General features: G+C 34.9%; 19 protein-coding genes. 15 read left to right on the top strand and 4 right to left on the bottom strand.

Annotation, left to right across the window (positions count from 1 at the left end; genetic code table 11):
• The first annotated feature begins 305 nt into the window (after window positions 1-305).
• The 3 genes from ACE38V_RS19740 to ACE38V_RS19750 all read left to right on the top strand — a co-directional run bounded on the left by ACE38V_RS19740 (window position 306) and on the right by ACE38V_RS19750 (window position 2378).
• Window positions 306-722 (top strand): hypothetical protein, encoded by a 417-nt coding sequence (locus tag ACE38V_RS19740; RefSeq protein WP_375844004.1) that lies wholly within the window; start codon window positions 306-308, stop codon window positions 720-722.
• Window positions 723-1483: 761 nt separating this feature from the next.
• A complete protein-coding gene (locus ACE38V_RS19745; protein ID WP_375844006.1) occupies window positions 1484-2083 on the top strand; it encodes a tyrosine-type recombinase/integrase in 600 nt (199 codons plus the stop codon).
• Window positions 2037-2378 carry a tyrosine-type recombinase/integrase gene (locus ACE38V_RS19750; RefSeq protein ID WP_375844007.1) on the top strand — a complete coding sequence of 114 codons (342 nt, stop codon included), beginning with the start codon at window positions 2037-2039 and terminating at the stop codon, window positions 2376-2378. The genes ACE38V_RS19745 and ACE38V_RS19750 overlap by 47 nt, the downstream gene beginning before the upstream one ends.
• A gap of 178 nt (window positions 2379-2556) precedes the next feature.
• Here the strand turns inward: ACE38V_RS19750 and ACE38V_RS19755 are convergent, their stop codons facing one another.
• Entirely contained in the window at window positions 2557-3054 is a 498-nt protein-coding gene (locus tag ACE38V_RS19755; RefSeq protein ID WP_375844009.1) for a sigma-70 family RNA polymerase sigma factor, read from the bottom strand.
• Between the two features lie 679 nt (window positions 3055-3733).
• On the opposite strand from ACE38V_RS19755, the gene ACE38V_RS19760 reads away from it, so the two are divergent.
• Window positions 3734-4429 carry a toxin regulator gene (locus tag ACE38V_RS19760; RefSeq protein WP_375844156.1) on the top strand — a complete coding sequence of 232 codons (696 nt, stop codon included), beginning with the start codon at window positions 3734-3736 and terminating at the stop codon, window positions 4427-4429.
• 214 nt (window positions 4430-4643) lie between these two features.
• Here ACE38V_RS19760 and ACE38V_RS19765 read toward each other — a convergent pair whose 3' ends face one another.
• Complete coding sequence (locus ACE38V_RS19765) at window positions 4644-4874, bottom strand: hypothetical protein (RefSeq protein WP_375844011.1); 231 nt, start codon at window positions 4872-4874, stop codon at window positions 4644-4646.
• A gap of 472 nt (window positions 4875-5346) precedes the next feature.
• Here ACE38V_RS19765 and ACE38V_RS19770 point away from each other — a divergent pair, with 472 nt between their 5' ends.
• Window positions 5347-5901: a DUF7010 family protein gene (locus ACE38V_RS19770; protein ID WP_375844013.1), complete on the top strand. Its 555-nt coding sequence runs from the start codon at window positions 5347-5349 to the stop codon at window positions 5899-5901.
• 108 nt (window positions 5902-6009) lie between these two features.
• Here the strand turns inward: ACE38V_RS19770 and ACE38V_RS19775 are convergent, their stop codons facing one another.
• Complete coding sequence (locus ACE38V_RS19775; protein WP_375844016.1) at window positions 6010-7050, bottom strand: IS1595 family transposase; 1041 nt, start codon at window positions 7048-7050, stop codon at window positions 6010-6012.
• 782 nt (window positions 7051-7832) lie between these two features.
• On the opposite strand from ACE38V_RS19775, the gene ACE38V_RS19780 reads away from it, so the two are divergent.
• The 10 genes from ACE38V_RS19780 (at window position 7833) to ACE38V_RS19825 (ending at window position 13620) form a co-directional block, all read left to right on the top strand.
• Entirely contained in the window at window positions 7833-8204 is a 372-nt protein-coding gene (locus tag ACE38V_RS19780; RefSeq protein WP_375844017.1) for a YwqH-like family protein, read from the top strand.
• Window positions 8197-8481, top strand: coding sequence for a YwqI/YxiC family protein (locus tag ACE38V_RS19785; RefSeq protein ID WP_375844019.1), 285 nt, complete (start codon window positions 8197-8199; stop codon window positions 8479-8481). Before ACE38V_RS19780 ends, ACE38V_RS19785 begins: the two co-directional genes overlap by 8 nt.
• 15 nt (window positions 8482-8496) lie before the next feature.
• On the top strand, window positions 8497-9981 hold the full coding sequence (locus ACE38V_RS19790) for a T7SS effector LXG polymorphic toxin (protein WP_375844021.1): 1485 nt from the start codon (window positions 8497-8499) through the stop codon (window positions 9979-9981).
• Window position 9982: 1 nt separating this feature from the next.
• Window positions 9983-10411: an SMI1/KNR4 family protein gene (locus ACE38V_RS19795; RefSeq protein WP_375844023.1), complete on the top strand. Its 429-nt coding sequence runs from the start codon at window positions 9983-9985 to the stop codon at window positions 10409-10411.
• A 248-nt stretch (window positions 10412-10659) separates the two neighbouring features.
• On the top strand, window positions 10660-10845 hold the full coding sequence (locus ACE38V_RS19800; RefSeq protein WP_375844025.1) for a hypothetical protein: 186 nt from the start codon (window positions 10660-10662) through the stop codon (window positions 10843-10845).
• Between the two features lie 345 nt (window positions 10846-11190).
• A complete protein-coding gene (locus ACE38V_RS19805) occupies window positions 11191-11457 on the top strand; it encodes a hypothetical protein (RefSeq protein WP_375844026.1) in 267 nt (88 codons plus the stop codon).
• Complete coding sequence (locus ACE38V_RS19810; protein WP_375844028.1) at window positions 11450-11734, top strand: YwqI/YxiC family protein; 285 nt, start codon at window positions 11450-11452, stop codon at window positions 11732-11734. The genes ACE38V_RS19805 and ACE38V_RS19810 overlap by 8 nt, the downstream gene beginning before the upstream one ends.
• Window positions 11735-11749: 15 nt before the next feature.
• On the top strand, window positions 11750-12646 hold the full coding sequence (locus ACE38V_RS19815) for a T7SS effector LXG polymorphic toxin (protein ID WP_375844030.1): 897 nt from the start codon (window positions 11750-11752) through the stop codon (window positions 12644-12646).
• Between the two features lie 98 nt (window positions 12647-12744).
• Window positions 12745-13059 carry a hypothetical protein gene (locus ACE38V_RS19820; RefSeq protein WP_375844031.1) on the top strand — a complete coding sequence of 105 codons (315 nt, stop codon included), beginning with the start codon at window positions 12745-12747 and terminating at the stop codon, window positions 13057-13059.
• A 186-nt stretch (window positions 13060-13245) separates the two neighbouring features.
• Window positions 13246-13620, top strand: coding sequence for an immunity 22 family protein (locus ACE38V_RS19825; RefSeq protein WP_375844033.1), 375 nt, complete (start codon window positions 13246-13248; stop codon window positions 13618-13620).
• Between the two features lie 384 nt (window positions 13621-14004).
• Here ACE38V_RS19825 and ACE38V_RS19830 read toward each other — a convergent pair whose 3' ends face one another.
• Entirely contained in the window at window positions 14005-14376 is a 372-nt protein-coding gene (locus ACE38V_RS19830; protein ID WP_375844035.1) for a winged helix-turn-helix transcriptional regulator, read from the bottom strand.
• Window positions 14377-14453 lie beyond the last annotated feature (77 nt).

Below are 14453 nucleotides of genomic sequence, written 5' to 3' on the forward strand. Positions count from 1 at the left end.
CATACACATAAAAATTGAATGAATTGGATTAGTTGGAACGCCGTATGCTGGGAAACTCGCTTGTACGGTGTGAAGTGGGGGAAAAGCTGGCGATAACTTCAAATGCTTACCTATCACTATAATAAAATTAGATTTAGTCAGCAGTTGTCTGTTGGCTCTTTTTATGCCACATCAGGAAGATACTGTTCATAAAACTATCCTTTTTAAACGAACGGCCAGTATAGTTGAACAATTCGATAAAAAACTCAAATTCCTCCAATTACCATTGTTTAAAAATGGTATAATTGGAAAAAAGGGGTGCGGGTATGAGGAAATTATTATGGAGTTTCAGCTTACTTATTATCATTATGATGTTAGGGGGATGTTCAAGTTCTTCTGAAACTTCGGGTTCTTCAGAGGCAAAAGACGTTGGCTATCAAATAGTAGAGTACGGTGGATTAAGTGATAGACGAGCTGTATTGGATAAAGATAATATCAAAAAGATTGAAGACATTATGGCAGCTGTCAAATGGGATAAAATAGTATCAGTTGATAAAGATAACAAAGAAGATGCTGTATTTTGGTTTATAGACCAAAATAACAAGGAAGGGCAGAAATATAAAGTGTGGTTCAACGAAAGTGGCTCGGCATACGTACAGAATAAAAAGCAGATATGGGGCGTTTTGGAAGGGAAAGCCGGTGAAACATTATCCTCTATTTTCAAACTTAATGCACAGAGATAAAGAATAGAGAAATTTTTAGTTATAGGAGTGCGTTAGTTTAATAAGTAATTAAGAAGTCAGCATACTAATGTTGGCTTTTTATGTCGTAATCGGAAGATTATGTGACATAGTATCCACTTAATCCATTGGACATAGTGGATTTCTGCAACTATCTTAACTGCATTTAGAGTAGGACTAATTAGTGATTGTGACTCTAATAATGAAATCTTATCTGTTTAAAATGCATTTTTTTTAAGAATCTCCGCAAATTCCTGAGGAGATCCTTTTCTTTTAGTATTTCCTATAGGTATAAGCATCGGATCCCAGATGAATTTTTTAATCACCTAAGTATAAAAGCCGAATATTATCCAAACTTTTAGCTATTTGCTTAATGACAGGATTAACATTTTTAGCATTAAGATTAGTTACTATTAAGGGTTCTTTTAGGTAAGCAATATATATTACAGGTAACTTAGACGTCGTATCAATACTATAGGTAGGTATTTGAATTAAGTTATTATCCATCATATATCCATAAACCTTACTATAGACACTTGAATCTAAATTATGGGAATGTAAATCGTACTTACCAATTCTAAAATTAAAATTCCCATATAAATCTCACCCAAATAGCTCTGCTACTTAAGCATTTGCCACCAGTTAAATCAAGATAGTTAAATAAACACCAATTCTTAAGTAATTTTTAATAGGTTTATAGATTTCAAAAACTGTCCATACTTGTAACTATCAATGCATTAAAGTAAAGAAAGGGGAGTGCCTTGATGGTATTGCAAGGAGGTTCTGATTTACTTGGTTATAGTAAGAGGTTCTTCCGGCATTTAAAGAGGAAGAACTATTCAAAGGAAACGGTTATTGGGTATTCAAAGGATTTACAGAAATTTGGTCAGTTTTTGGAGGAGATTTATGAGAGTCAGATTTTAATAGAAGATGTAAAGAAAAATGATATTTTAGATTATATGGATTTCCTGAGGGAAAGAGAAGGGTACCGGACAAATTCAATTTTACGCCATCTTGCCACATTAAAATCATTTTTAAAATTTCTCGTTCAAGAACATGATTTACTGGAGAATCCTGCAATGAAAATTCAAACCCCAAAGCATTATACACCATTGCCAGAAATTCTCGAAGTGGATGAAGTGCAAAGCCTGCTAGAAGAGGCAAAAAAGATTTCATATTTTTACTACGCGCTATTTAGCTTCATTTATTATACAGGAACGAGGATTACAGCTGCTAGAATGCTCCAAAAGTGCCATCTTAACATAAAAAGTCAGAGAGTATATTTTGAATATATTAAAGGGGGGAAGAGATCTCCATTTGCCACTGCACCCTCGTTTAACAGTTATTATGGAGAGATATCTTGAGCAATATAAGGGAAACGGCTCACCTTATGTCTTTCAATCCCCAAAGGTAAAGAACACCCCAATCAGTGCCTGCGAGATAAGGATTAATCTTCGTAAAGCAGCAGAAGCAGCGGGAATAACAAAAAGAGTGACCCCGCATATACTCAGGCATTCCGTTACTACGCATTTAACCGTTCTCGGAGTAGAACAGGTATTCATTGCAGCAGTACTAGGTCATATTGATTTGCGATCGACTAGTCGTTATCAGCATTTGTGTGTAGATAATTTAAGGGAAGTGGCGGGAGTGCTTAAATAGTTAATGATGGAAGGATAAAGTGAAAATGTTATTCGCCTAATTGATCAAATTTTAAATGGATTAATATCAAAAAAATAAAATTCCATGCTCCTACCGTTATAATCGCTGGAGCATGGAAATTAAACAAACGTTTGATTGAAATCCAAAGTCCCTTAAATAAGTGGATTTTCAGAAAAAATTATAAAGGAAATCTATTTAGGTTGGAAGCCTTCCTCAACCTCCGCAGAGCACCACTTCGCCAGCCCTTCACGGTCGAAGGAGAGACCATCTCTAATTGGGCAATATCCTTAATAGTTAAATCAGCTATGATAGTATATAGTACCCATTTTTTCTGATTGACAGTAAGATCAACACAATACTCATAGATGATTTCCTCCTCCAAGGTACGAGGGGAATTAGGATCCTCAATCAGCGTCCAAAATTCCTTATCCGGATAAAATTGGTTATTTTCATGTTTGTTGATGGATGTCAGTTCGCTCATAATCCTTCCTTTAATAAAAGTGTAAGCATAGTTTGAAAATTTTCCTTTCTCAGGATTAAATCGCCCATGCGCCTCCCATAGTGCGATGAGTCCAGTTTGAAAAAACTCTTCCTTATTTTTGTAAATATGCAGTGAACGAAGGATGTGTCCGATCATCGGTTCATATTGTTTTACTAATTCATTAAAGCTCTCCATCATTGACCCTTTCAGGAAAGCGCGCTTACCAATTGGATTCCCGGGTAAGTCAAACATAACGAGAAGAAGATCATCTATCAAACTCGAGAATTAAGGATTTTAGGGGGTAGAATTCGCAATCTTCCCTAGGGAGAATCGCGAATTCTAGGGGTGAAAATGGGGGAGAATGAGGAAAGTGATAAAAAAAAATGGAGCTTAATAAGAAGCAGGGGTAAGAACCGTCGGCCCTAGCTTATATTCTTGATATTAACCTCTGTAGCGGCGCCAGTATTTGCTGTACTTACCTTTTATGATTTTAGTTTAAATAAGTAATATTAATATCCAATTGTTAAGAGAGTGTAGGCACCATCATTTTGGTTGCTTTCGCTCTCTTTATTTTTAATCAAACGTTTGATTGAATTCTTCTGGACACAATTCAAATAAAATATCAAAATAAATTCATATTTATTTCCAATATCTAAAAAACTGTTCTACAGAGATTTACACTCCATAGAGCTATTTTTAAGCTATTAACCAAATAGGTTTTTGGCATATTTTGCTGGGACGAGAAATCCCTCTCTTGTGTCACTTTCAATCTCTCAAATTTTGTAAAAAATTGGGTCGTGATTTTCAATTTTTAGTTCTTTATAATATATAGGGAATCGATTAGACTATATAAGGGGAAATTAATTTGAAAAAAGTGCTGGAATTTTTTAAAAAAAGATGGAAGTATGTATTAACCGCAGCGATTGCACTTATGATTGGAGCAACCTTTGGTCCCTCTGATGAAGAATTATCGTCAGCTCTAAAAGCCAATGCAGACTTAAATAGTAACATAAAAGAAAAAAATTCAACGATCAAAGAAAATGAAGCCATGATTAAAAACTTACAAGCAAAAGTAGATGAAGCGGCTCCTTGGTTCAAAATGAAAGAAGAAGAGCAGAATCAGAAAGAAGCGGAAGCTAAAGCAGCAGAAGAAAAACGTCTAGCAGCAGAAAAAGCCAAGAAAGAAGCGGAAGCTAAAGCTAAGGCCAAGGCTGAGGCAGAAGCTAAGGCTAAGGCAGAAGAAGAGGCTAAAAAAGGGTATGAAACAGGCATTACTTATGATCAATTAGCAAGAACTCCTGATGATTATGTTGGCAAAAAGGTTAAATTCCATGGTACAGTTGTTCAAGTTATTGAGGGTGACGATACAACCCAAATAAGATTGGCTGTTAATGATGATTATGACAAAATTATTTTTGCAGAATTTGATAAATCCGTTGTAAGCCAAAGAGTATTAGAAGATGACACGATTACGATATTTGGCTTATCTTCAGGTCTAATCTCATACGATTCAACTATGGGGGGACAAATTTCCATTCCTGGTGTTTCTATTGATAAGATCGACATGTAAAAGAAGCAGGGGGACGTTTCTAAGTAGTTCAGTTTTAAGGTAGAAAATTAGAAGCGAAAACATAACAAAGTAAATAGCATTATTTTAACACCATAATTCGCACAAAAAAACGCAAGGGATTTATATCACCTTGCGTTTTTCTTTAAGTCAATTTGACTATCTCTTTATACTTGATACATAAAGGTTTGTATTGCAACCAAAATAATTAATAATGTTAAGGTAAAGAAAGAAATTGATAATCTTTTCTTCTTAAAATATATTGCTCAATCCCCAATAAAAACATTGATATTGCAAGAATAATTTGTACAAATCCAGAGTAGAAGAAATTTACAGGATATGTCGTAAAAGATAAAAGTATAAATACTATCATGGGGATAATTAATATTAATTGAGTAATTACAATAGGCTTTACTCTGTTCTTAAAAAAACGGTTACTTATTTTCATATTTTTCTCTCCATTAAGGGTAAATAATAATTTATTCCAACTTTCACTTTTTTCTAAAGAATACCATCAATTTATTCAGTTTCCTTATTTAAATTAGGCTCTGTTAAATAATATTGTTGATAAACAAGGACCCTATATGAGTAACTGGTTCTCTTTTGGGAGAGAAAAGTTAGAAATAAATGTTAAATCAACAGACTAAATAGCAATATTTTAGTCTGTTCTTTTTGTTGTTAACTAAGGGATTTTATTAAAATTACATATTAAATAGCACAAAACCAGCATATAAATCTATGGCTAAAATACACTCATTTTTCAACATCGACTAGGTTTAAAAATAATAAATTTAAAATGAATGATATATTTTACTTAGGATTGTTATAGGGTTTATATGGAAAATGTTGTATAATATAAAATGAAAACTTAGATAGATATTCAACTAACGGGGTTGTTGAATAAAAGAAAGGGGAAAAATTTGGAATTAAACGAGATTAGAAATGAACTATCAATAAGAGGGAAAAACGGGATAGGATTTTTATTTTCAGCTATAGTAATTTGGTCAATAGTTACAATAATATTTATACAATCGATAGAAATTTATCAGAAAAACATCTATATGTTGTTTTCAACAGGTTTAATGTTCCCATTATCCGTTGGAATTTCTACTTTAATAAAGGCTGATTGGAAACTTAAAAATAATCCATTAGGTAATCTAGGTTTATACTTAAATCTGGCTCAGCTTATCTATTTCCCTATACTTTTTTGGGGAATTATAAAAAGTCCGAATGATGCTATCATATTTTTTGCAATTATAACAGGAGCCCATTTTTTTCCTTATGGCTGGTTTTATAATGCTAAAGCCTTTTATGTAATGGCACCAGCGATTTCGGTCTCAATTATGTTTTTGGGTTTGTATCTAAACGGAGATAATCTATGGTTGATACCAATTTCTATAACTATTTTTTTGCTATTTTTAATTTTTTGGCTCTACTTCGATTATAAGAAGAAAATAAAAGTGATTGAGTATTAAACTAATGGATAACTTTAGTTAAGGAAGACCATCAAAATGATGGTCTATTTTTATGCACAAAATCTCAATAATTTTCAAATAAATTGTCCATTCAAAGTACATCCCTCATCATAACTTAAATGTTGATAATCTTAATCTTTCATAAGTTGCATTAGTCGAGAACAAGCAACTATCAATAATCATTTTACTTATAGTTGTAGAATCATTACGGAATCTTATTATGTCCAGGAATTGAAACCAACTCAAATAATGGTCGAGGTATTTTGTTGCCACACCATTAAATCTGTCCATCCAGCCTTTCAAGCGGCTATGATAGTTATTGACATTTCGGATATGGTAAAGACCTCTGACTCGTTCCTTCCCATCAGATTTGAAGGGGTAATGCTCTAATCCTTTATCTTTTGCATAGGTTTTGAAAGCCCGCCACGCATCCGTACATAAGGTATTAGAATTAGATAGCTTAGAGCCGATTGCTTTATCTAAGCGTGATTTTACAATACGTCCCTTTCCTATCACTTTGGAATAAGTCAGTTTTTGACGGTCCCTTGCAATCAGCACACAAACTTGTTCTCTACTGATGCCACGGAATTGAGAAGCATCACCACGTTTGCGAGCTTTACGCCCATTTAATTTTCGTTTACCTTTTTCAGAGTATAGGAAATAGGTTTCGTCCATTTCAACGATACCAGAAAATTGGTCGAAGTCCATTTGGTTCAAAGCGGATAAAATCTTATGCCTCCAATAGAAAAGGGTGACATAGTGGACTTCAATCATTTCAGATGCCTTGCGTAAAGAATACCCTTCGATCATACATTGAATGAAATCAAGCCATTTATGGGAAAGGTGCGACCCCTGTAAAGGGGTATTCGTAACATCTGTAAAGGTTTTACCGCAATCTTTACAGCGATAACGCTGCCGTTCCATTGTTTTCATTCCTACTTTTACGGAATACTTTCCGAATCGGACAACATTAGTCGAATGACAGTGAGTGCAAGTATAGCCATCCTTATGTTTCTGCTCTGATACTTCTTTAAAAATTGGTTCACTTGCAGAAATTGAGGCAAGAGATTTGGTGAAAAACTCCTTTAAACGTAGTTGGTCTGCGATGCTGAGTTTTTGAATCTCCTTTATAATGTCAGTTAATGCCATTCGAAACCACTCACTTTTGTCCTTATTTATATAGTCATTATAGAACAACGGTTCGCTTTATTCAAATATCAACATAATTGTTTAACAGAGCCTTAAATTAAAACAACTTTCGCACTAATATTAACAACGAAATTAGCATAAGTACTTTCAAATGACTTATAGCCATTATCCGTTTACCAATTAAGGTGTTTTTTTAAGCGTTAATTAGCCATACACATTGTTAAATCAACAAAAGTAAAGAGTCCAATTCAAATGAATTGAACTCATAATTATTGTGCTTTTTTAATTTTTCTACTTCAAAACTGAACTACTTAGGGACGTTTCTCTGCTTCCTTTTTATATGGAGGGAAGAAGGAACTGGCCTCCAGCTTTCCTTTTTGATATTAATCTCTGTAGCGGCGTAATTATTTGTTGTACTTACCTTTTATGATTTTTGTTTAAATATAGTAATATTAATATCCAAATGTTAAGAGAGTGTAGGCACCATAATTGTGGTTGCTTTCGCTCTCTTTATTTTTAATCAAACGTTTGATTGAATTTTTCTAGACACTATTCAATAAAAATATCAAAATAAATCAATTTTCATAATAATTTCCAATATTTAGAAATAATATATGTAAAAAGTATATTATTTCCATAAATAGATAATAAGAATTCTAGCAATTTTGTGGAAATAGGAGGAAAGGCCTTCCGTAATAGGCCTGTAGGAACATTGACGCTTTTTCACTGGAATTGGATAATAAATCCATATCATAGAAAACATGCAAGAAATGGGGGATATCATGAGTTTGCTTGCATTTCTATACGAAGAGTTACGAAAGAAGCAAGAGGAATTAAAGCGTCTTCAAACATGTCAAGCCTCCCTTCAAGAATGTCAGGAGGAGTTTTTGTTAAATGAGCCGTTATGCCTTGAGCCAAAGTTGAGTGCACACACATGGCACGGGAATCTCGCTAGGAAATTTGATTTGATTCGTGAGGAGGAAATTCTCTCCAATTATCGAAATCTTGAAAACAATCAATTGAACCAAGCATTTAGCACGCTGAGTAACAAAATTCAAGATGTTCAAAATGAAATTGCTGCTCTTGAAGTAGCGATTCAAAATGAAATTGCTCGGATGAGAGCCGAGAGTGAAAGGAGGCAAAATCATGAGTAAGGAAGTGAAAATCCAATCTAAGGAAATTGAGGCGGCATTATCTTATCTAAAAGAAAAGACAAACACGCTGCAAACCACTTTTCCGCATGATATTGGCGGCAGCAATTCGCTCGATACCGTTACTCGCTTGAACGAGTTGGGGATGTCGTTAGAACTGTTGCTCCTTCGTTATCAAGCTTTCCTCCTGAGAAATGAAGACGCAACTCGGGAGGCTGTGAAACAGCTAGAAGAAACCGATGAAACGATCTCCCAGCAATTTCTATGGAACTTAGAGTAGAAGGGTGGAGGGAGAATGAAAGTATTAGATGTTCATGGTTTTCAAGCAGGATTGGAGGAAATTCAACAAAATTTGCGAACGCTGAATGAGCAGGTTTTGGAACTCGAACAGGCGGTACAAAGGATAATTGGTTTGGAAGAAGCACTCAAAGGAAACGGGGGAGATTCCATTCGCCAATATTATCAACAAATCCATCAGACCTTTCTCATATTCTTCCAATCCTTTATCGCAAATTATGATAAGATAATAGAAAAAATAGGATACACCCTACATACCTTAGAACCCGCAGAAAATGGCTGGATTCATGAGTCCTTTGTTGATGAAAACGTTCAATTTGGGCTAAGGAAAATCCAATCTATTACAGAGTCGCTGACCCATGAAACGAATGACGTTATGGCAAGTGTAGAGGATCTCGTCTATTTGCCCAGACTGAGGGATGAAGCTACACAATTTGGCATTCAACAAGCGAAAGATCAAGCAAAAAGGGCCATCGAACAACTTCATCTTTTTGATCAACAAGCAACGAGAAGCCTTGAACCCATCGAAAAAGATATCCAAAAGATGACGGTCTTTATTCAACAAGCGGAGGCGATTAGGGGTGATCAAGATATCCTGATCCATTTTGAACCAGTGAAATTATTGGGTCAATCCGGATATTTAAGTTTGATGGGAGATTCATCCCCATTTACGGAGGAAGAGGAACAAAATTTAAGAGATTATCTTATCGCACTTGAAAAAGGAGAAGTAGAGCCGAATTTAAAGGGAGAATATCCCGATGATTTTACCATGGAGAACAACATCTTCCCCTATCTTCCAGGAAAAGAAATAAATCTAGATCCTAAATTAAAAGCCATCTTAGCTCTTGGATTCGACATTATTGCTGGAGATGCCTTGACCATCATCAATCCTGATGCCTCCTTAAAGGATAAAGCCATTGCAGCGGCTATGATGCTTCCGCCGGCAAAGGGAGTAAAGGTATTGAGTAAGGTGAAGGATTTGGAGGAGTTGGTTAATGGGGTGGAGGATGTTGCTAAGTGTACGGGTAAAGAAACTTATCAACATCTAAAGGACTATAAGAATAATAAATATTTTACTCGGAGTGTAGAGTATAATGCAGGTAAAGATGGCACAGGATTAACTTATAAAGTATATCAAAGAGGAGATATTAATTGGGATATGGTCCGAACAAAAGGTGCTAAAAAAGGTCGCGGGTTAACAAATGCTGAAGCATCTGCGAAATACGGACTTGCTCCTATTCTTGATGATGCAGGTAGTGTTGCAACATTGCATCATTCACAACAAAAAGGTCTTGGACCATTATATGAAGCTTCAACAAGGTACCATAATATCAGTAACGCTAAAAGAGCTCCACTACATCCTTATAAAGGAAAGTTAAACCCATTTTATCCAATGGATGAGACAACTAGAGGAGCATTTCAAAAAGTAGATTCTATTAATTATTGGAAAATACGAGGAGAAAAAGCTATAGGAGGAAAATAATATGAGTATTTTGCCTGAGAGACTAGATGAAGTTCTAGGAGAAGAAATATATAAACGTGAAGATAGCAATCTAGTACAGGATGCTTTAATAAGACTAGGTGTAAACGCATCAGATACTTTCCAAGAATTTTATATCCAGTATGCAGGACCTTTTTGGGAAGAGCATGTACCCTTTGAATTACTAGATATAGCAGATGGAGAAAATAATATTGAATCATACACACTCATTTCTAGAAAAGAACATGGTTTTCAGAGGCAGTATCTGGTTTTAAGTGAAATGTCAGCAAATGCTGTATTAGTGCTGGATACTGTAACAGATAAAGTTTATATAGTTAACTTTGAGGGTGGAGATGAACTGCTCTTAAAAGGAGAGTTAAAGGAAACTTGGTCATCATTTTTTGATTTCTTGAAGGCATATTTTAATTGTTAATTATGGTTCAATAAAAGATAAATCATAGATACTTAAAACCTTGATTGGTAATATGCCTTTCAAGGTTTTTTAACTTTAAGAACTATATGGTTAAAAACAATATTACTATTGAATCAAAGGCTCATGATGGTTAGCAAACCTACGAGATTGGTTGTAGTGATAATTAAATAACACAACCACACTAACTACTCGATTTATATTTTGCACACGAGAATGATAAAGCTTGTAATACTAATGGTAAAAACATTTTGGTAGAAGGAAATGTTTCTAAGCAAATAAATAAGCGAATTAGTGATTTACCTGAACAAACTAAGCAATCTGTTATTATTGATGTTAAGGGGCAAAATGTCGCAAGGGATGTTTTAGGGGACATTAAACAAAAAATAAATGAAAGAACAAATGGTGGAGTAGAACTAATTTTTAAAACGGATTAGAGGTGAAATTTAGATGGAGGTAGGAATATTAGAAGAAGCAGGGGGACGTTTCTCTGCTTCTTCTTTACATGAAAGGAGGCATGGAGCTGTCACTTAGCTTCATTGCCCCTATGCTTCTTGTAAATATTCATTATTCAATTAAAATTGTATAAATAGCAAATTATACTATTCTGTTAAATTAATTAACATGCACTACCGATAAACGGTAGGAGCAAGAGACTTAAACAAACGTTTGATTGAGATCCAATGTCCATAAATAAATGGTTTTTCAGTCAAAATTATAAAGGAAACAAGAGGAATTAAGGTGCCTTCATATATGTAGGTCCTCCCTTCAGGAATAAGATCTTGTCAAACGAGCCGTTATGTCTCGAGCCGAAGCTGAGTACATACACATGGCACGGGAATCTTGCTAAGAAATTTGATCTGATTCGAGAGGAGGAGATTCTCCCCAATTATCAAAATCTTGAAAACAATCAAATGAACCAAGCATTTAGTGTGCTAAGTAACAAAATTCAAGACGTTCAAAATGAAATTGCTGCTCTTGAAGTAGCGATTCAAAATGAAATGGCCCGGATGAGAGTCGAGAGTGAAAGGAGGCAAAATCATGAGTAAGGAAGTGAAAATCCAATCCAAGGAAATTGAGGCGGCTTTATCTCATCTAAAAGAAAAGACAAACACGCTGCAAACCACTTTTCCGCATGATATTGGCGGCAGCAATTCGCTTGATACCGTTACTCGCTTGAACGAGTTGGGGACGTCGTTAGAACTGTTGCTCCTTCGTTATCAGGCTTTCCTCCTGAGAAATGAAGACGCAACTCGGGAGGCTGTGAAACAGCTAGAAGAAACCGATGAAACGATCTCCCAGCAATTTCTATGGAACTTAGAGTAGAAGGGTGGAGGGAGAATGAAAGTATTAGATGTTTATGGTTTTCAAGCAGGATTGGAGGAAATTCAACAAAATTTGCGAACGCTGAATGAGCAGGTTTTGGAACTCGAACAGGCGGTACAAAGGATAATTGGTTTGGAAGAAGCACTCAAAGGAAACGGGGGAGATTCCATTCGCCAATATTATCAACAAATCCATCAAACTTTTCTCATATTCTTCCAATCCTTTATCGCAAATTATGATAAGATAATAGAAAAAATAGGATACAACCTACATACCTTCGAACTCGCAAAAAATGGCTGGATTCATGAGTCCTTCGTTGATGAAAACGTTCAATTTGGGCTAAGGAAAATCCAATCTATCTCAGAATCGCTGACTCATGAAACGAATGACGTTATGGCAAGTGTAGAAGATTTAGTCCCCTTACCCAGACTAAAAGATGAGGCTACACAATTTGGCATTCAACAAGCGAAAGATCAAGCAAAAAGGGCCATCGAACAACTCCATCTTTTTGACCAACAAGCAACGAAAAGCCTTGAACCCATCGAAAAAGATATCCAAAAGATGACGGTCTTTATTCAACAAGCGGAGGCAATGTTTAGGGGTGACCAAGATATCCTGATCCATTTTGAACCAGTGAAATTATTGGGTCAATCCGGATATTTAAGTTTGATGGGAGATTCATCCCCATTTACGGAGGAAGAGGAACAAAATTTAAGAGATTATCTTATCGCACTTGAAAAAGGAGAAGTAGAGCCGAATTTAAAGGGAGAATATCCCGATGATTTTACCATGGAGAACAACATCTTCCCTAATCTTCCAGGAAAAGATATTCATCTGGATCCTAAATTAAAAGCCATCTTAGCTTTTGGATGGGACATTAGCTGGAGATGCATTGACCCTTATCAATCCTGATTCCTCCTTAAAAGATAAAGCCATAGCAGCGGCTATGATGCTTCCTCCGGCAAAGGGAGTAAAGGTTTTGAGTAAGGTGAAGGATTTGGAGAAGTTGGTTGAGGGGGGGTGGGGATGTTTCAAAAGGGTTAGATGTTAATAAATTAAAAGACATATCTAAATTATCTGTTGAAGACATTCCAACTGCTATAAGTGGGAAATTTAATGAATTTTTCAATTCTCTTTCAAGTAATGAGTTGGATGAATTATGGAAGGATAAAAAGATTAGAAAGAAAATTGAACGACAGCTTAGAGAACCTGGTGGATTGCATGAATGGCATTTAGTATCAAGAGCTCCACAATTTAAGTTTTGGGGTATCAATGCTGAAAAAATTAAAGATTTAAGAACTTCAATTTCTGATGTAAATTTATAAATCCTAAAGGTGTTCATGGGGGATTAGGTTCTACTAAAGCACACAATGAATTATTGGAAATTATTGATACATCAAGTGACTATAACACATTTATTAGAAGACTTAACAATTGGGCTCTCTATAGACTAGAGGGGGGTATTTCATCATTACCAGAAGAATTAAGATTAAAATAGGAGGGTGTCATTTATGGAAGAACAAGGAATGGTTTCAATATGGTTAGGTAATATTAAAACACAAAACCAATTAGAGAAATACGTTAATTTAACATATGATGAAGAAGGTGAATCAGTACCTTCTAAATTTTATGGAGATTTTAATATAGATATGGATGAAATAGATGAGGATTTTATTGAAAAAGTAGTAATAGAAGAAAAGAGTGATAATATTTCCGTTTTATTAGAGGGCTGTTCATATGAGGAGATTATATTACCTAAAGTGAAAGAATATGTTGCTTTAAATAAGTTGTATAACGCAGTTATTTTGATTTACAACTTTGAGTATCAGAACCTAGTTAACTCTTTTGGGGATTTTGATTATATTACTTCCACTAATTACCAGTAATAGTAATCTTTAGAGGAGAAGAAACATGGGGCCTTTCTCTGCTTTTTATCTGGAAGGAACAAAGGAACTTGCCTCAAGCTTGCATTTTTGATATTAATCTCTGTAGCGGCTCTATTATTTGCTCTACCTACCCTTTTTGATTATAGTTTAAATAAAAAATGATTTAATACTATTAGGTTATTTATATTCAAAATTTAAGAGAGTGAAAGCATCATCATTGTTGTTGCTTTCGCTCTCTTTATTTTTTAAACAAACGTTTGATTGAATTCCCCTAGACAAGAAGCAGGGGGATGTATCTCTTTTTCCTTTTATTTGGAAGGAAGTGAACCGTCCCCTAGCTTCTTCCCCGTTACGAATCGAAATAAGGTTTACCAAAGGATAAGATTACTTTGGACGTTCATTTAAAATATTCTCTTCCAAAACTGTAAATTTATCGCCATATACTTTCGTAATATGCTTTTCTCCCCAAGCACATAAAGAATTTAAAATACTTTTCAAACTCCATCCATATTCACTGAGCTCATATTCCACTTTTGGGGGAATTTCATTATAAACAATCCGGTTAATAATTCCATCTTGTTCTAACTCACGTAATTGTTGAGTTAACATTTTCTGTGTGATGGCAGGCATAAGGCGTTTTAGTTCACTTGTTCGCTTTTTACCATGGGTTAGATGACAAAGGATTACACACTTCCATTTCCCACCTATGACTTCGAGTGTCGATTCAACCGAAATATTATACTTTTTGGCAGACATATTTATGCTCCTTACTCAATATTTATAGGTACTAAAAAGTACCTATATAACTTTAGAGTGCTTATATAACTTTAAAG

It is taken from the genome of Cytobacillus sp. Hz8 (assembly GCF_042263505.1).
GTDB lineage: Bacteria > Bacillota > Bacilli > Bacillales > Cytobacillaceae > Bacillus_BE.